Origin of the sequence: Actinopolyspora sp. BKK2, assembly GCF_011291845.1 — a bacterium.
GTDB lineage: Bacteria > Actinomycetota > Actinomycetes > Mycobacteriales > Pseudonocardiaceae > Actinopolyspora > Actinopolyspora saharensis.
The window spans coordinates 12,748-30,315 of record NZ_JAANTE010000009.1; the positions used below are offsets into that span (position 1 = coordinate 12,748).

A 17,568-nucleotide genomic window follows, 5' to 3' on the forward strand; every position below is an offset into this window, starting at 1 on the left:
TCAGTCCTCCATCGAGCCGTCCAACGAGCGGCCCTCGGTGAAGTAGGGGGAAACCTTGTTGTCGAACATGCTCAGCGCCGAGCCGATCGCCATGTGCATGTCCAGGTACTTGTACGTACCCAGCCTCCCGCCGAAGAGCACCTTGCGCTCCTTCGCCTCCTTCTTGGCGAGTTCGCGGTAGGTCTCCAGCTTCGACCGGTCGGCGGATGTGTTGATCGGGTAGTAGGGCTCGTCACCGCTCTCGGCGAACCGCGAGTACTCCCGAACGATCACGGTCTTGTCCTTCGGATAGTAGTCCCGCTCCGGGTGGAAGTGCCGGAACTCGTGGATCCGCGTGTACGGGATCTCCTCGTCCGCGTAGTTCAGCACCGGGGTTCCCTGGAAGTCGCCGGTGTGCACCACTTCGGTCTCGAAGTCGAGGGTCCGCCAGCCGAGCTCACCGGCGGAGTAGTCGAAGTACCCGTCCAGCGGCCCGGTGTAGACGATCGGCACCTCGGGAAGCTGGTCCCGGACGTCGAAGTAGTCGGTGTTGAGCCGCACCTCGATGTTGGGGTGGTCGGCCATCCGACGCAGCCAGGCCGTGTACCCGTCCACCGGCAGGCCCTCGTAGGTGTCGCTGAAGTAGCGGTTGTTGAAGTTGTACCGCACCGGCAGCCGGGTGATGTTGCTCGCGGGCAGTTCCTTCGGATCGGTCTGCCACTGCTTGGCCGTGTAGCCGCGCACGAACGCCTCGTACAGCGGCCTGCCGATCAGCGAGATCGCCTTTTCCTCGAGGTTCCTGGCCTCGGCGGTGTCGATCTCGGCTGCCTGCTCGGCCACCAGCGCCTTCGCCTCGTCCGGGGAGAAGGCGCGTCCGAAGAATTGGCAGATCAGCCCGAGATTCATCGGGAACGAGTAGATCTGGCCCTGGTAGCGGGTGAACACGCGGTGCTGGTAGTCCGTGAAATCGGTGAAGAGGTTCACGTAGTCCCACACCCGCTTGTTCGAGGTGTGGAACAGGTGCGCACCGTAGCGGTGCACCTCGATGCCCGTTTCCGGCTCTGCCTCGGAGTAGGCGTTACCCCCGATGTGGTGCCTTCGATCCAGCACCAGCACTCGCTTGTCCAACTGGCTGGCGGCGCGTTCAGCGATGGTAAGTCCGAAAAATCCCGAACCTACGATAATCAGGTCATAGCCTCCGAAGCTCACAGCCGCGAGGGTAGCGTCAGCCGTACGAGGCCCCGAAACTGCGTTGTCACACACCCGAGTGAAACGACCACTACCGATCTTGCCCGGCGGCCCTGCGCAGGCCGATTCCGGATAACAATGGGATCACGACGCCCTCCCGGGGCCTCCGGTACTTCTGCGTTTCCGGAGCGGACCATCCGGCGTTCACCGTGATTTCGCCGCATACTCACCCGGCAGGAAGTGAACGAATCACGGACTATCCGCTCCAGCGAGGTGCCGCATGTTCCGCGAGCTCACCGCCGGGACCGTCGCGCTGGCCACGGCCGTGCTGCTGGCCGGCGGGGTGACGGATCGGGAAACGGCGCGGGCCGCCCCCGGACCGACGACACGGACCACGGCCGAGCGGGTGGAACTGTCCACCGCCCCCACCGCACGGGGGCAGCGGGGCGCCCGCACGGTGCGGACCGACCGCCCGTTCAGCATGCTGGGGCTCACCTGGGACGGCCCCGCCCCGGACCGGCTGCGCGTGCGCGAGCGGGCGGCTGGGTCGAGATGGGGCGAGTGGCACGCCCTCGAACCGCTCTCCCCCGCCCACGCCCCCGAGGGACGTGACCGGGGTGACCAGGGGCGCGGCGCTCCGGACGGGGCCAGTCGAGTCCGCTGGGTCGGATCCACCTCGGCGGTGCAGGTACGCGCCCGGCGCGGCGGCGCGGACGTGACCGAACGGCTGCGGCTGATCGCGATCAGGCCTGCCACCAAGCCGACGCCCGGCGGACCGGACGCCCGGGACGGGCGGGGTGCGCGCCCACCCGTGGTCACCCGCGCCCAGTGGGGTGCCGACGAGAACCTCATGCGCTGGCCGCCGCAGCACGCGGCGACCACGCGGGCAGCCATCATCCACCACACGGTGGAGACGAACGACTACACCTGCGCCGAGTCGGCCCGGGTCGTGCGGGGGCTGTACCACTACCACGCCGTTGAGCTGGGCTGGGGAGACATCGGGTACCAGGTGCTGATCGACAAGTGCGGAACGGTGTTCGAGGGGCGTACCGGCGGCCTGGACGGGCACGTGGTCGGTGGTCACACCAAGGGGTTCAACGCGCAGACCTTCGGGGTGGCGCTGCTGGGCAACTTCCAGACCGCCCGGCCGTCCGAACGCGCGCTGGCCGCGGCCGGCAACATCGCGGGCTGGAAGCTGGGAACGGTGGGGCGGGACCCGCTCGGGCGGACGACGCTGGTGTCCGGCGGCGGCAAGGACAACAAGTACCCGCAAGGGACCTCGGTGACCCTGCCCAGGGTCTTCTCCCACCGGGACGTCAGCGACACCGCCTGCCCCGGCCGGAACCTGTACGCACGGCTGGACGACATCCGCCGCCACGCCGCCGGCTGAGCTTCGCCGCGCCACCCACGCCAAGCCAGTCCCCGAAAAAGCCCCACCCCAACGCAGGCGCTTACGAGCCTGAGCAGTCGGCACCGCCAAGCAGAGCGAGCCGCCCAAGATAAGTACTTACGAGCCTGAGCAGGAGGAGAAGCTCCGGTGCGTGAGTCGGATGCATTGCACGGCCGGGCCGCTCGCCGCGTAGGTCGCTACTCGAGAGCGGCCCAACACAGCAAGGCGCCGACTCACGTGCCGGCTAACCGGCCAGCTACGCAAAGCTCCGCCGACTCCCACCTCACCACCAGCGGTCCAACACTGCTGCCACCCCGTCGACCTCGTTGCTCGCCGTCACCTCGTCGGCGGCCTGGCGGACGTCGGGGTGGGCGTTGCCCATGGCCACGCCGTGGCCCGCCCACTCCAGCATGGGGATGTCGTTGGGCATGTCCCCGAAGGCCAGGACGTCGGAGGTGGCGATCCCCAGGTCGTCCGCGACGCGGGCCAGCCCGGTGGCCTTGTTCACCCCGGGCGCGGACAGTTCCAGCAGCCCGGAGCCGGTCGAGTAGGTGACCTGCAGCCTGCTGCCGACCAGCTCCTCCGCCACCACGGCCATCTGAGCGCTGGTCATGCGCTCGTGCAGCACGAGCAGCTTGCCCGCGGGCGCGCCCACGAGCTCATCGACGGGCACGACCTGCAGGTCCGGGTTCGGCCAGCAGCGGTGGAAGTCGGACTCGGCGAGGAACTGCTCGTCGACGCGGTCCCGGGCACCTCCGGTCGCGCGCTCCACTCCGAAGGAGCAGCCCGGCAGCGCTTCGCGCAGCGACTTGGTCACGTCCCGCAGCGTCACCGGGTCGACGTCGCTGGAGTGCAGCACGGTGTCGGCGGCGGCGTCGTAGATCACCGCCCCGTTGGCGCACACCACGGTGCCCGCCACCCCCAGCGAGTCCACGATTCGCGGCACCCAGCGCGGTGGACGCCCGGTCACCAGCACCAGCGGGGTCCCGGAGGCGTCGACGCTGCGCGCGCTGCGGGCGGTACGGGCAGTGACCCTCTCGGCCGGGTCCAGCAGAGTTCCGTCGATGTCCGAGGCGACGAGGCACGGTTGGCGCACGTCCCCATGATGCCCGCGAAACGCGGATTTCGTAACGCGATCGTGGTCACCCCTGAGCTCTGCGGCACCGACAGTGCGTCGTCGCACCCCGGAAGGCGGCGTCCCCGCGGCGGGTGAGCCGGAGAATTTCATAACACTGCCGCATGTACCTGTGCCTACGCCGCACCGACCTCTCGTAGCGAATCCGGGTGAGCGTATACGGTCACGAGTGTGCGCGTTGGGATAGTGATTCTGCCCGAACATCGTTGGTGGGCCGCGGAACCGCTGTGGCGGATGGCTGAGGAGTACGGATTCGACCACGCTTGGACCTACGACCACGTGGGCTGGGGCTCGTTGGTGGACAAACCCTGGTTCGACGCGGTCCCCACTCTCACGGCCGCCGCGACCGTGACCTCGCGGATAAAGCTCGGAACCCTGGTGGCCTCGCCCAACTTCCGGCATCCCGTGCACTTCGCGCGGGAGCTCACGGCGCTGGACGACGTCAGCGACGGACGTTTCCTGCTCGGAGTCGGCTCGGGGGGACACGGTTTCGACACGCAGGTGTTCGGTGGACGGGCGCTGTCCGCCGAGGAGCGCGGCAATCGCTTCACCGAGTTCCTCGAACTGCTGAACACCATTCTGACCTCGGACAACGCCAGCTTCGACGGTGAGTACTACTCGGCCGTGGAGGCGCGCCGCGCCCCGGGATGCGTGCAGACGCCGCGGGTGCCGTTCGTGGTGGCCGCCGAGGGAGCGCGGGCCATGCGGTTGGCCGCGCGGTTCGGGAACGGCTGGGTGACCACGGGACGCCCGCCCGGCACCGAGGTGACCGACAGCACGACGTGGTGGCGCCGCCTGCGGGACAACACCGAGCGCTTCGACGAGGCGCTCCAGCAGCAGGGGCGCGTTCCGGGCAGGGTGCCGCGCTACCTCAACGCCGACGCCGGGCCGTCCTACTCGCTGTCCAGCGTCGAGCACTTCAGGGACGTGCTGGGCAGGGCTTCCGAACTCGGGTTCACGGACGTGATCGTGCACTGGCCGCGCACCGAGGAGCCGTTCGAGGGCAGGGAGTCGATCCTCGAGGAAGTTTCCAGTGAGGTGTTGCCCGGTCTCAAGGAACATTGAGAACTTGTAGCGAAGACCTGCGTAGCCGGCCGGTTAGCCGGCACGTGAGTCGGCGCCTTGCTGTGTTGGGCCGCTCTCGAGTAGCGACCTGCGCGGCGAGCGGCCCGGCCGTGCAATGCCTCCGACTCACGCACCGGAGCTTCTCGTCCTGCGTGGGCTCGAAGCGCTCGCGTTGGGGTGGAGGTTTTTCGGGGACTGGCTTGTCGTAGGTGGTTGCGTGGCCGAACCTCAGTCGGGGTCTCGCTGCGGGTGCCCCGACGTCGGGTAGCCACCTACACAACGTCTCCGGCCGTCCTCGCGAGACCCGTGACTGAGACTCCCCGGCAGTGCCGATTGACTGAGCTCAGAGCGCTGCCGGGACGCACCACCGCTCGGGGACGTTTCGGCGCGCTCCCCGAGCGGTAGTCCTGTGCGGAGGAGTTCTCCCGTCGGAACACCGATCTCGTGGGGAGGTGCGATGGCGGAACGGGACACCGCCCGCGGACTGCTGGAAGTCGCGGGCACCACCTACGCGTCCGAGGCCGGGATCAAGCTGCGCGACCAGCCCGCCCCGCTGTACCGGCTGCTCGTGCTCTCGGTGCTGCTGTCCACCCGCATCAAGGCCGAGATAGCCGTTTCCGCCTGCCGCGAGCTGGCGGAGTTCGGAACGCCCGAGCGGATGCTCGCGGCCACCTGGCAGCAGCGGGTGGACGCCCTCGGCAGGGGGCACTACGTGCGCTACGACGAGAGCACGGCCACCGCGCTGGGGGAAGGTGCCGAACTGCTGCGGAGGAAGTACGGCGGGGACCTGCGCCGACTGCGCCGCGCGGCCGACGGCGACCTCGGGAAGCTGCGCGCGGGGCTGCGCGAGGTGCCCAAGCTGGGGCCGGTCGGGGTGGACATCTTCTGCCGCGAGGCCCAGGAGGTCTGGCCCGAGCTGCGCCCCCACTTCGACAAGAAGGCCCTGACGGGTGCGGAGCGGGCGGGGTTGCCCGCGGACGGGCAGCGGTTGGCAACCCTGGTCGACGACTCCGACCTGGCTCGGCTCGCCGCCGCCTGCGTGCGGGTCACCCTGGAGAAGGGGCTGGTCGAGAAGCTGAGTCAGGAAGCCACCACGGGGTGATGAAACGTGCGGCAGTTTGCTCAGTGGGCCGGTTAGCCGGCACGTGAGTCGGCGCCTTGCTGTGTTGGGCCGCTCTTGAGTAGCGACTCTCCCGAAAGTGCGCAGAGCACCCGAACAGGAACTCCTGACCAGGGCGCCACACCAACGCGAGCGCTGTGACCCCGAGCAGTCGGCACCGCCGCGGGTTCTCAGTCGAGTGCCCGGCGAGGACGGCCCCGACGTTGTGTAGGTCGCTACCCGATGTCGGGGCACCCGCAGCCGGGCGCCGACTGAGGTTCCGCCAAGTGACCCACCAAGCAGCGGGAGCCGCCACGGAGAAACCCCGTCAGGGGGTGAGCAGTTCCTTTCCACCCATGAATGGCCGCAGCGCCTCCGGCACCCGCACGGAACCGTCGGCGAGCTGGTGATTCTCCAGCAGGGCCACGATCCACCTGGTGGTGGCCAGGGTGCCGTTGAGGGTGGCCGCGATGCGGTTGCCGCCCTCCTCGTCGCGGTGGCGGACGTTGAGCCTCCGCGCCTGGAAAGTGGTGCAGTTGGAGGTGGAGGTGAGCTCGCGGTACTCCTGCTGGCTCGGGAACCACGCCTCGCAGTCGAACTTGCGCGCGGCGCTGTCCCCGAGGTCCCCGGCCGCGGTGTCGATCACCCGGTAGGGCAGCTCCAGCTTGCCGAGCATGTCCTCCTCGGCGGCCAGCAGCCGCTCGTGCTCCTCCCGCGCCTGCTCCGGGGCGCAGTAGACGAACATCTCCAGCTTGTTGAACTGGTGCACCCGGATGATCCCCCGGGTGTCCTTGCCGTAGGAGCCCGCTTCCCTGCGGAAGCAGGTGGACCACCCGGCGTAGCGCCGCGCCCCCTCGGAGAGGTCCAGGATCTCGCCCTGGTGGTAGCCGGCCAGCGGGACCTCCGAGGTCCCGACGAGGTACAGGTCGTCCTCCTGCAGGTGGTAGACCTCGGAGGAGTGCGCCCCCAGGAAGCCGGTGCCCTCCATGATCTCGGGCCGCACCAGCACCGGGGGGACGGTGAGCGTGAACCCGGCGGCCGTGGCGCTGGCCGCTGCCATGTTCAGCAGCGCCAGCTCGAGTTGGGCCCCGACTCCGGTCAGGAAGTAGAACCGCGCTCCGGACACCTTGGCCCCGCGCTCCATGTCCAGGGCGCCGAGGGCGGTTCCCAGGTCGAGGTGGTCGGAGACCTCGAAGTCGAACTCCGGCGGGGTGCCCACGTGCTTGAGCACCACGTAGTCCTGCTCACCGCCGGGTGGCGTCTCGGGTTCGATGATGTTGGCGACGGCGCGCTGCGCGCGGTCCAGCTCGGCCTCGGCAGCGGTCTGCTCCGCCTCGGCCTCCTTGACCCGGCTCGCGAGTTCCTTGGCGCGGGACAGCAGCTGCTCCCGTTCCTCACCCGTGGCCTTGCCGACCTCCTTGCCCATTCGCTTCTGCTCGGCACGCAGGTCGTCGGCACCGGCCACCGCGGACCTGCGCCGCTCGTCGGCGGCGAGCAGGGCATCCACCAGGGAGGGGTCCTCCCCACGGGCGCGCTGCGAAGCGCGCACGGCTTCCGGGTCCTCGCGCAGCGTCTTCAGGTCGATCACGGCAGGTCAGCCTAGCTTGCGACGGGGCGGCGGGCGAGCCCGGGTACTTCCGCGGCGCTCCGGTCCGCGACCTGCGCCCCCCGGGCAGCCACCCTTGCTTGAGCGGCCCGCACGAGGTGCAGGCAGTATGGAAGGTGATGGCCGAGTCCCCCGAACCCGCACAGCAGGACCAGCGGTCCGACTCGACGTCCTCCGCGGAGGGCAGGCGTGCGCGACGTGACTCCGCGAACGCCCGGCTGGTGATGATATCGGCCGTTCTCGGTGCTCTGCTGGTTTTCACCGTTGCGGCGGCGTTGAACTGGCCGTCCTCGGAGACCCCCGATTCGACGGGGGGTGGAGTGGGCGAGCAGCAGACGAGCGCCGCTCCGCCTCCGCCGTTCGAGGCCGCGGCTGGGACGTGCCTGAACTGGACCGAGCCGGACGCCAGCGACATCCGCAAGGTGAACTGCTCGGAACCCCACCTCTTCGAGATGACCGGGAAGAGTGAAGTGTGGGCGCGCTTCGGCCCGGACGCCCCCTTCCCCAGCACCGAGGTGTTCAACGAGCTCAAGTCGCAGCGCTGCACCGACGTGGCTCGCCAGTACCTCGACGAGCAGTTCGACCCGCACGGCCGGTTCGAGGCCAGCGCCTTCCTCCCGAGTCGGGAGAGCTGGAACAACGGCGACCGCACGCTGCACTGCGCGCTGCAGCAGCCCGGACCGGCGGGGAAGCTGTACAGGTTCGACGACAAGGTGGGCCGGCTCGACCAGTCCGACACCTACGAGGTGGGGACCTGCCTCGGCATCAGCGGCAACTCGCTGTCCTCTCCCACGGAGTGCTCGAAGCAGCACTCCGTGGAGATCGTCGGTGTCGCCGACCTGAGCAAGGAGTTCGACGAGGGGTATCCCGCCACGCAGGACCAGGACAAGTACCTGATCACCACCTGCCAGGAGCAGCTGAAGAACTACGCGGGCAGCAAGAACGCCGCCGAGGACAAGGGGCTGGCGCTGTACTGGGACAACCTCCAGGAGGAGAGCTGGCAGGCCGGTTCGCGCAAGGTCAACTGCAAGGTGGCGGCTCCTCAGGAGAACGACGACGGGTTCTCCCCGGTCACCGGAAGCGTGGCCGCCGAGGTTTCGATCTCCGACCAGCCCGCCCCGACCACTTCCCCGACTCCCGGCGTACCGGCAACAGGCACGAGGTGATGCGGCAGTGCCAGTCGAGATGACCCGCCAGCGGTTCGAGGAGCTCGTGAGCGACGCCCTGGACACGGTCCCGAGCGGGCTCATGGCCGAGCTGAACAACCTCGTCGTGCTCGTGGAGGACCACCACCCCGAGGACGAGTCGCTGCTGGGGCTGTACGAGGGGGTCGCGCTGACCGAGCGGGACAGCACCTACGGCGGGGTGCTGCCGGACCGGATCACCATCTACCGCGAGCCGCTGCTGGAGATGTGCTCCGACGAGCAGGAGGTCATCGACGAGGTGGCCGTGACCGTGGTCCACGAGCTCGCGCACCACTTCGGCATCGATGAGGCGAAGCTGCACGCGCTGGGGTGGGGCTGATTCCGGGGGAGAGAGTCGGTGGGTCCGTTCGCTCGGGTGGTCGCGTGGCGGAAGCTCAGTCGGCGCCCGGCTGCGGGTGCCCCGACATCGGGTAGCGACGGTGGTGCGGAGCCGCAGGGAGTCGGGGATCAGCGGCTGTGGGCCCGGGCGAAAACTTCGTCCCAGGCCGCGGCGACCTGCTTGGCGCACAGTTCCGGCGCGGCCCCGCCCACTCCGGTTCCGAGCCCGGGCAGCGCTATGGAGCGGACGACCTGGCGCACCGGGGTCCCGTTGTCGAGCACCGCACCGGACCACAACCGCAGCATGGCCCGTGCGGCGAGATAGGGGTGCACCGTGTCGGCAGGGAGCTTCTCCCCCGGTGCACGCATCGTGGGCGCGCTTATCAGCCAGGCGGGAACCCGGGAACCGGTGGGCACCAGCAGCGCCTCCCCGACGGGGAGCTCACCGCCGTGGTAAGCGAGCACCGCACTGCGCACCTGCTGTTCCACATCGGGAAACGCGTTCGCGTAGGCGGCGTCCACGCCCCCGCGCATCCATCCGTAGGAATTCGCCGGGCTGACGACGGCGTCCACGCGATTGTCGAGCACCGAACCGTGATGCACGCTGACGCCGTCCCGACCGTCGGCGACCTCGTTCCAGGCTGCGGCCAGCGGCTCGTCCAATGCGCACAGGACCAGTCGCAGCTCCGGCTCCGCCCCGTGTCTCGAGCGCTCCGAATCCGCGGTCACGCACACAGCATCGCAGGAAATGCCACTTTCGCGTAACTGGGTAGCTCACACTCAAGGGGCATGATCTTCACCACCGCTCTCCTCCGCTCCGGTGAAACGGGAGGCGACGCGCGGCTGTCCTCGGGCGCCGGGAGCACCCGCCGGAGGAACCGGGGAGACGTCCGGAAATGTGACGCCAGTAACCTGAGCGTGTGCCCAGAATCGCCTATCTCGGCCCCCCGGGAACGTTCGCCGAACAGGCCAGCCGCGCCCTGACGGAGGACACCGACTCCGAACTGGTCCCCAGCGAATCCATCAGGTCGGCACTGGACGCCGTGCGCGGCGGCGAGGTGCTCGCGGCCGGGGTGCCGGTGGAGAACTCGGTCGAGGGAGCGGTCTCGGCGACGCTGGACGGGCTCGCCTCGGGGCAGCCCCTCGTCGCGGTGGCCGAGACGGTGCTTCCGATCCGCTTCGACGTGCTGGTGCGCCAGGGGAGCTCGGCGCGGGACGTGACCTCGGTGGCCAGCCACCCGCACGCCCTGGCCCAGGTCCGCCGCTGGGTGACGGAACGGTTCCCCGGGGCCTCGACCGTGCCCGCCTCCTCCACCGCGGCGGCGGCCGAGGACGTCGCCGCGGGTTCGGCCGATGCGGCGGTGGTCGCCCCCGTCGCGGCGCAGCACCACCCCGAGCTGGTCCCGCTCGCCCGCGGGATCGCCGATGTGGACGACGCGGCGACGCGCTTCCTGCTGATTCGCGCCCCGGGTCCGCTGCCCGAGCCGACCGGGGCCGACCGGACCTCGATCGCAGTGGTCGCGCACGACGAGGTGGGCACGCTGGGGGAGGTGCTGTCCGAGCTCTCGCTGCGCGGGATCAACCTGAGCCGCATCGAGTCCCGCCCGACGGTGGACGGGCTCGGCGCGTACCGCTTCTTCCTCGACCTGGACGGGCACGTGGCCGACGCGCGCGTCGGGGACGCGTTGGCCGGGCTGCACCGGCGCTGCTCCGAGGTGCGCTTCCTCGGCTCCTTCCCCAAGGCGGGGCGGGAGCCGGTCAACGTGCGCCCCTCGGCCTCCGAGCAGGCGTTCCGGGAGTCCGCGGCCTGGTTGGAGCGGGTTCGCTCGGGTGCTGAAGGTTCCTCGGAGCGGTTTTGAAGGTTCCTCGGGCCGGTTCGCGTAGGTGGTTCCGTGGCGGAACCTCTCGCGGGCTCTCGCTGCGGATCCGAGCCGCCGCCACGCAACCACCCACAACAAGCCAGTCCCCGAAAAGCCTGCCACCCCAACGCAAGCGCTCTGAGCCCGAGCAACCGGCACCGCCGCGGGTTCTCAGTCGAGTGCCCGGCGAGGACGGCCCCGACGTTGTGTAGGTGCCTACCCGATGTCGGGGCACCCGCAGCCGGGCGCCGACTGAGGTTCCGCCACGCAACCACCCGAGCAGAGGGACCACCCGAGCAAACCGAGCTGCCGCCCCTCGCTGTCGCTGGCCGGGCGTGCACGCCTTCTGGGGCGTAGCCTCGAAACGTCGCCGGCTACTAGGAGGTTCGCCGATGTTGATCCGCAGGCTCGCGCGGCCGTTGTTGGCCTCGGTCTTCATATACGGTGGAATCGGAGTGTTCCGCGACCCGAAGGGCCATGCCCAGGGGGCCGCCCCGCTCGTGGAACGTGCCACCGCCCCGGTCCAGGACACCCTCCCCGACCAGGTCCCCACCGACACAGAAACGCTGGTCAAGGTCGACGCCGGGATCAAGATCGGCGCGGGGGTGCTGCTGGCGCTCGGCAAGTTCCCCAGGTTTTCCGCGCTACTGCTCAGCGGCAGCCTGGTCCCGACCACGCTGGCCGGGCACGCGTTCTGGGAGTACTCCGATCCGGAGCAGCGGGCGGGCCAGCAGATACATTTCCTCAAGAATCTCGGGCTGCTGGGCGGGCTGCTCACCACGGCCGTGGACACCAAGGGCAAGCCCTCGGTCGGCTACCGGGCCCGGCACGGTGCGCACCGGGTGGCCGAGCAGACCCAGCACGCGGTCGGCAACGGCAAGGGCCGGAAGGGCAAGGGGCGCTCGTCCAGCAGGTGACGCCGTCGAACGGCCCGTTCCGGCGCGGGGCGCACCCGCTGCCGTTCGGGCCCCTGCCCGCGGCATCGCGCTTTCCTTGCCAGTAGCGTTGCGGACGTGCCGGTACGTGTACTGCTCGTCGACGATCACGAGGTCGTTCGCAGGGGTCTGCGCGATCTGCTGGACACCGAGGAGGACGTCGAGGTGGTCGGCGAGGCCGGAGGTGTGAACGAAGCCCTGGTCCGTGCGGAGGCCGACCGGCCGGACGTGGCCGTGGTCGACATGCGGCTGCCGGACGGGGACGGGCTCGATCTGTGCCGCAGGCTGCGTGCCGCGGACGCCCCGCCGCACTGCCTGGTGCTCACGGCTTTCGACGACGAGCAGGCGCTCGTCGGGGCGATCAACGCGGGGGCTTCGGGGTACCTGCTCAAGCAGGTGCGCGGCCAGGACCTGATCAACGCCGTGCGCGAGGTGGCCGCTGGGCGTTCGCTGCTGGACCCGGTGACCACCAGGAGGGTGTTGGACCGCCTGCGCGAAGGGGGCGGTGGTGAGCCCGATGACGACGAGCTCAGGGACCTGACCGAGCAGGAGCACCGCGTGCTGGAGCTCATCGGGGAGGGGCTGAGCAACCGCGAGATCGCGGAGCGCCTGTTCCTGGCGGAGAAGACCGTCAAGAACTACGTGACCTCGGTGCTGGCCAAGCTCGGGATGGAGCGCCGCACCCAGGCCGCGGCCTGGTACGCCCGCCACCGGGGTTGAGCCGCCGAGCTCCCCGGGAGGTTCCGGAAGAGGGCTCGCTCCAGCCCAGGCGATGCGAGCCCGAGCCGACGCGCCCCGAACAGGAACTCCCAACCAGAGCGCTCACACCAACGCAAGCGCTGTGAGCCCGAGCAGGACGAGAACATCCGGTGCGTGAGTCGGATGCATTGCAAGGCCGGGCCGCTCGCCGCGCAGGTGGCTGCTCAAGAGCGGCTCAACGCAGCAAGGCGCCGACTCACGTGACGGCTAAGCAACCACGCACGCAGTCGGCACCGCCGACCCTCACCCAGAAGAAAGAGGAACCTCCCAGGTCACGGTGCTCCCCCGCTCGGGGGAGGACTCGATCGCGCAGTGCCCTCCCGCGGCCACCGCGCGCTCCTCCATGTTGTGCAGTCCGCGCTTGCTCACGTCCTGCGGTATCCCGCACCCGTCGTCGGCGACCTGCAGCAGCAGTCCCGTCCCGGTGCGGCGCACCCGCACCGACACCGCGCCGGCACCGGAGTGCCGCACCACGTTCGACAGGGCCTCCCGCAGGGCGGCGCGCGCGTGGTCGGCCACCGCGACGGGGACGTCGTCGAGCTCGCCCTCCACTTCCAGCTCGGGCGACCACCCCAGCAGCTCTCCCGCGATGCGCACCTCCGAGCGCAGCGAGTCGGCCAGCGCCGGGGGCTGTTCGGATCGCTCCGGGTCGGAGGAGGTCAGGGTGCGCACCGTTGCGCGGACCTCGGCGATGGTCTGGTCGATCTGGTCGGTCACCTCGGTGAGCCGCTTCGCGTCCTCCTCGTCGAGCCGGTCGGACAGCCTGCGCCCCAGCACGTTCAGCTGCACTCCCGCCCCGTAGAGCCGCTGCACGATCACGTCGTGCAGGTCGCGGGCGATCCACTCCCGCTCCTGGTAGACGGCGATGCGCTGCCGCGCCGTGGATCCCTCGGCCAGCACCAGGGCCAGCCCGGCCTGGGCTGCGAAGGAGGTCAGCAGGTCGACGGTCACTCTCGTGAAGGGGTCGGCGCTTCTCCTGCGGTAGACGGCCAGGGAGCCCAGGCGGCGCTCCCTGGTGCCGAAGGGGGCCACGGCGAACGGGCCGTACACCCGCAGCGCCCGGGGGACGTAGGGCGCGGTCAGCGGGTCGTCGATGAGGTCGTCGACGACCACCGGCACCCCGTTGTGGGCGACGTGGGAGGCGGCCGAGTGCGGGGAGAGCACCGCGCCGACCGGGTCGGTGGGCGGGCCCGCGGCCTGGGGGCCGACGTAGGAGGCCTCGACGGTGAGGTTGTCCTGCTCGTCGCGGACCATCAGCAGCCCGAGGTCGGCCTCGGTGAGCGCGACGGCGCGGCGCACGATCAGGGGGAGGACGGCGTCCGGGTCCTCCGCGGCGAGCGCCGCCTGGGTGATCTCCGTCGAGGCCGCGAGCATCCGCCTGGCCAGCGTTGAATCCATGACAACCACGAGATTAGGCTCCGCGCGCCGGCTGGTCCGTCCTGCGGAGCCGAAAGACGAGCAAAGTCACAGGCACGGCTCGGTCCGGTTCCTTCCCCGCTCGGGAGCGGCCTGCTCGGCCGCGACGTGCCCGCCTTCGGTCACGCGCAGCACCAGATCGGCCTCGGCCGCCTCGCACTCCCGGTGGGTGACTCGCACGACCGTGTGGCCGTGCAGCTGAGCACGCAGCCGGGTGGAGAGCTCGTCGGCCGTGTCCACGTCGAGGTGGGCCGTCGGCTCGTCGAGCAGCACCAGCTCGGGGTCGGGCATCAGCAGCGCCCGCGCCAGCGCGAGACGCCGCGCCTGGCCACCGGAGGGCCGCGTCCCGCCGGTTCCGAGGATCTCGTCCAGCCGCCAGGCCCAGTCCGGCAGCGCGGCCGAGCGCAGCGCTTCCGCCATCCGCTCGTCGTCGGCCTCCGGGTCGGCCAGCCGCAGGTTCTCCCGCACGGTGGTCGACACCAGCTGCGGGTCCTGCGGGCACCAGGAGATCCGCCCCGCCGTGCTCGCCGTCCCGCGCTCGGGGGGCAGCAGCCCGGCGAGCAGCGCGAGCAGCGTGGACTTCCCGCGGCCGGACTCGCCGAGCACGGCGACGTGCGTTCCCCGCGGCACGTGCAGCGTCACGTTCCGCAGCGCGGGGGCGGCAGCTCCGGGCCAGCGCACGTCCACCCCGTCCAGCAGCACCTCGCCCGCCGCGGTGGGCTCGCGCGGGGAGTTCGCTCCCGCGGAGCGCGTTCCGGCAGTCCCCTCCCGGTCGGCAGCGCCGCCCGGAGGCGTTCCGCCGGGCTCCGCCAGCAGCGGGGCCAGCCGTTGGCGGGCCGCCCGCAGCGGTCGCCACTGCTGCGCGGCCGCGGGAAGCTCGGCCACCGCCTCGGTCGCGGCCAGCGGGACCAGCGCCAGCAGCGGCGCGAGCTCGGGGGCGAGCTCGCCCCGGGCCACGGCCCGCGCGGCCAGGGCGGTGCAGCCGACGACGGCGGCCCCCATGACCAGGGTGACGACCGCCCCGGCCGCCCCCTCGCCCGCGGAGACGCGCCTGGCCCTGGCGGCGAGCCGCGAGTCCGCCTCGGCGAGCTCGGCCCTGCGGGAGTCCGCCGCCCCGAACGCGAGCAGCTCGGCCGCGGCCTCCAGCAGCCCCAGCACGCGGGCGGCGACCTCGCGCCGCCCCCGGGCCACGGCTGCGGCGGCGCGGCGCTGCACCAACAGCGCCACGGCGGGCCCGGCGAGCCCGGCCACCAGCAGCCCCGCGGCGAGCAGCACCCCGGCCGCGGGCAGCACCAGGGCCTGCAGCACCACGGCCCCGCCGCCCACGCCCACCGCGATCAGCGGGGGGACGAACACGCGCGGAGCGAGGTCGCGCACGGTGTCCGCGTCGTCCACGAGCCTGGCCGCCCCCTCCCCTCTGGCGAGCGCGCCCGCCCTGGCCGGTCCCAGCCGCACCAGGCCTTCCCAGAGCGAACGGCGCAGCCTCCCGGCGAGCCGGAACGCGGCGTCGTGGGTGAGCAGCCTCTCGGTGTAGCGCAGCACGGCGCGCGAGAGCGCGAAGGTGCGCACCCCCACCGCCGCGACGCTCAGGGTCAGCACCGGTGGCTGCTGCGCCGCCCGCGCGATCAACCACGCGGAGGTCGCGGTCAGCGCCACCCCCGACATCAGGGACAGCACCCCCAGCCCGGCCCCTCCTAGGCCGCGCGCGGTGACCAGGGCGCGCAGGCGCGCTTTCCCGTGGAGCGGCTCCTCGGCGGCGCCCGCGGTCTCGTACCCGCGCACCTCCGGTTGCGGGGACCGCGGGTTGGCCTGGCGGTGGCTGGCCAGCACGACCACGGACCCCGCGGCGGCGGCCTCGTCGAGCGCGGTCTCCACCCGAGCGGCCGTAGCCGTGTCGAGGTGCGCGGTGGGCTCGTCGGCCAGCAGGATCCGGGCCCCTCCGCGCAGCCGCAGCAGCGCGCGGGCCACCGCCACCCGCTGGCGCTCCCCCGTGGACAGCGCGTCGACCGGGCGGTGCCGCAGGTGACCGGCCCCGGAGGAGTCCAGCGCCCCCTCCAGGTGGGCCGCTGTTCCGGCGGGCTGGTCGGTCGCGGCGACCAGCAGCTCGTCCTCGACGGTCCCTCCGGAGAACACGGGGTGCTGCGGTATCCAGGCCAGCAGCGAGCGCCACCGCTCGGCGGTGGGATCGTCGATCTCGACCCCGCCGTAGTGCAGGCTGCCCGTTTCCGGGGTGACGAATCCGAGCAGCGCGGCGATCGTGGTGGACTTGCCGCTCCCGCTCGGCCCGATCCCGGCGAATCCCTCCAGGCGCAGGACCTCGCCCGGTCCGGCGGTGAAGCTCAGCCCCTCGGGGGTGCGGGTTCCGCGCCGGAGCACGCTGAGCCCGTCCACGGAGAGCCGCGCGTCGGCGGGCCACTCCGCCGGCCAGCGCCGCGTTCCCGGCTCGCGCTCGTCCGACCGCTCCTCGCCCGGCCGCTCGCCGCCCGACCGCTGGGTGCGGACCAGTTCGACGCGGCGCACCGCTTCCAGCCCGTCCTCGCTGGCGTGGTGGGCGGCCCCGGCCGCGCGCAGCGGCAGGTAGCACTCGGGGGCGAGCACCAGCACCAGCAGCCCCGTTTCCAGGGGGAGCTCGCCCGAAACCAGCCGCATCCCGATGCCGACTGCCACCAGCGCCACCGAGAGCGAGGAGCACAGCTCCAGCACCAGCGCGGACAGGAAGGCGATGCGCAGGGTGCTCACTCCCCTGCGCCGGTGCTGCTCGCTGACCCGGCGCACCGCCTCGCCCTGGGCCCGCGCCCTGCCGAAGGCGGTGAGCACCGGCAGCGCGCGCACCAGCTCGTGCAGGTGTCCGGACATGCGTTGCAGGGAGTCGGTGGCGCGCTTGGTCCTGCCCTCCGTGTAGCGCCCGACCAGCCAGGCGAACAGCGGGATCAGCGGGACGGTGAGCAGGATCGTCACGGCCGAGGGCCAGTCGGCCACCAGGATCCGGGCCCCGATCACCGGGGGGACGATCGCGGCGGTCACCAGGGCGGGCAGGTACTTGGTGAAGTAGGCGTCGAGCGAGTCCAGCCCCTTGGTGGCCAGTGTGGTCAGCTCGGCCGCGCCGTAGCCGTCTATCCACTCCGGACCTCGCCGCAGCGCCGAGTCCAGCAGCAGGGAGCGCAGCTCCTCCTTGGCGCCCGCCGCGGCCCGCGCCGAGACGCTCTCGGTCGCCCAGCTCAGCGCGGCCCGCGCCAGCACCGCACCGCAGAGCACGCCGATCCGGGGCGCGATCCCGTCCGCGGCGAATCCGCGCAGGACCACGTCGGCCAGGGCGCTCGCCAGTGCCCAGGCCTGCACCACGAGTGCCAGCGCGTTCGCCAGGGCGAGCAGCCCGGAAGCGGCGAGCGCGCGGCGGGTCGAGGCGGACAGGTGCGGCAGCGCGCCGAGCGGGCCGCGACTCAGCGCGCCCGGTTCGGCGTCTCCCGTTCGGGGGCGCGCGGGGTTCGGAATGCGCAACCGACCCTCCTGGTCAGGGACTTGCAGTGTTCACGTAGGTGGTTGCTCGGCCGGCACGTGGGACGGCGCCCTGGGAGTGTCGGGCCGCTGGTGAGCAACCACGCAGAGCACCCGAA

14 protein-coding genes are annotated in these 17,568 nt (G+C 71.5%); 8 read left to right on the plus strand and 6 right to left on the minus strand.

Features of this window, described 5'->3' with window-relative positions:
* Nucleotides 1-1,188: a UDP-galactopyranose mutase gene (gene glf / locus G9Q41_RS17330; RefSeq protein ID WP_092524879.1), complete on the minus strand. Its 1,188-nt coding sequence runs from the start codon at nt 1,186-1,188 to the stop codon at nt 1-3.
* Nucleotides 1,189-1,447: 259 nt separating this feature from the next.
* On the opposite strand from glf, the gene G9Q41_RS17335 reads away from it, so the two are divergent.
* Entirely contained in the window at nt 1,448-2,557 is a 1,110-nt protein-coding gene (locus tag G9Q41_RS17335; protein WP_165632986.1) for an N-acetylmuramoyl-L-alanine amidase, read from the plus strand.
* 283 nt (nt 2,558-2,840) lie between these two features.
* Here G9Q41_RS17335 and G9Q41_RS17340 read toward each other — a convergent pair whose 3' ends face one another.
* On the minus strand, nt 2,841-3,653 hold the full coding sequence (locus tag G9Q41_RS17340; protein WP_092524883.1) for an HAD family hydrolase: 813 nt from the start codon (nt 3,651-3,653) through the stop codon (nt 2,841-2,843).
* A 210-nt stretch (nt 3,654-3,863) separates the two neighbouring features.
* On the opposite strand from G9Q41_RS17340, the gene G9Q41_RS17345 reads away from it, so the two are divergent.
* Both G9Q41_RS17345 and G9Q41_RS17350 read left to right on the plus strand, forming a co-directional pair.
* Nucleotides 3,864-4,757, plus strand: a complete 894-nt coding sequence (locus G9Q41_RS17345) for an LLM class flavin-dependent oxidoreductase (protein WP_092524885.1) — start codon at nt 3,864-3,866, stop codon at nt 4,755-4,757.
* A gap of 457 nt (nt 4,758-5,214) precedes the next feature.
* Nucleotides 5,215-5,859, plus strand: coding sequence for an endonuclease (locus G9Q41_RS17350; RefSeq protein WP_165632987.1), 645 nt, complete (start codon nt 5,215-5,217; stop codon nt 5,857-5,859).
* A gap of 325 nt (nt 5,860-6,184) precedes the next feature.
* Here the strand turns inward: G9Q41_RS17350 and serS are convergent, their stop codons facing one another.
* Nucleotides 6,185-7,444, minus strand: a complete 1,260-nt coding sequence (gene serS / locus G9Q41_RS17355; RefSeq protein ID WP_165632988.1) for a serine--tRNA ligase — start codon at nt 7,442-7,444, stop codon at nt 6,185-6,187.
* Between the two features lie 98 nt (nt 7,445-7,542).
* On the opposite strand from serS, the gene G9Q41_RS17360 reads away from it, so the two are divergent.
* Together G9Q41_RS17360 and G9Q41_RS17365 are read left to right on the plus strand one after the other, a co-directional pair.
* Nucleotides 7,543-8,628 (plus strand): septum formation family protein, encoded by a 1,086-nt coding sequence (locus G9Q41_RS17360; RefSeq protein WP_242687603.1) that lies wholly within the window; start codon nt 7,543-7,545, stop codon nt 8,626-8,628.
* Nucleotides 8,629-8,635: 7 nt separating this feature from the next.
* Entirely contained in the window at nt 8,636-8,986 is a 351-nt protein-coding gene (locus G9Q41_RS17365; RefSeq protein ID WP_092524893.1) for a metallopeptidase family protein, read from the plus strand.
* A 128-nt stretch (nt 8,987-9,114) separates the two neighbouring features.
* On the opposite strand, the gene G9Q41_RS17370 is transcribed toward G9Q41_RS17365, so the two are convergent.
* A complete protein-coding gene (locus G9Q41_RS17370; protein ID WP_092524895.1) occupies nt 9,115-9,720 on the minus strand; it encodes a macro domain-containing protein in 606 nt (201 codons plus the stop codon).
* Nucleotides 9,721-9,905: 185 nt separating this feature from the next.
* On the opposite strand from G9Q41_RS17370, the gene pheA reads away from it, so the two are divergent.
* The 3 genes from pheA to G9Q41_RS17385 all read left to right on the plus strand — a co-directional run bounded on the left by pheA (nt 9,906) and on the right by G9Q41_RS17385 (nt 12,499).
* Nucleotides 9,906-10,844, plus strand: a complete 939-nt coding sequence (gene pheA / locus G9Q41_RS17375) for a prephenate dehydratase (protein ID WP_165632989.1) — start codon at nt 9,906-9,908, stop codon at nt 10,842-10,844.
* A 392-nt stretch (nt 10,845-11,236) separates the two neighbouring features.
* A complete protein-coding gene (locus tag G9Q41_RS17380; RefSeq protein WP_092524899.1) occupies nt 11,237-11,761 on the plus strand; it encodes a DoxX family protein in 525 nt (174 codons plus the stop codon).
* Nucleotides 11,762-11,857: 96 nt separating this feature from the next.
* A complete protein-coding gene (locus G9Q41_RS17385) occupies nt 11,858-12,499 on the plus strand; it encodes a response regulator transcription factor (protein WP_092524901.1) in 642 nt (213 codons plus the stop codon).
* Nucleotides 12,500-12,781: 282 nt separating this feature from the next.
* Here G9Q41_RS17385 and G9Q41_RS17390 read toward each other — a convergent pair whose 3' ends face one another.
* Entirely contained in the window at nt 12,782-13,936 is a 1,155-nt protein-coding gene (locus tag G9Q41_RS17390) for an ATP-binding protein (protein WP_092524903.1), read from the minus strand.
* 66 nt (nt 13,937-14,002) lie between these two features.
* Nucleotides 14,003-17,452: a thiol reductant ABC exporter subunit CydD gene (gene cydD, locus G9Q41_RS17395; RefSeq protein WP_207631128.1), complete on the minus strand. Its 3,450-nt coding sequence runs from the start codon at nt 17,450-17,452 to the stop codon at nt 14,003-14,005.
* Nucleotides 17,453-17,568 lie beyond the last annotated feature (116 nt).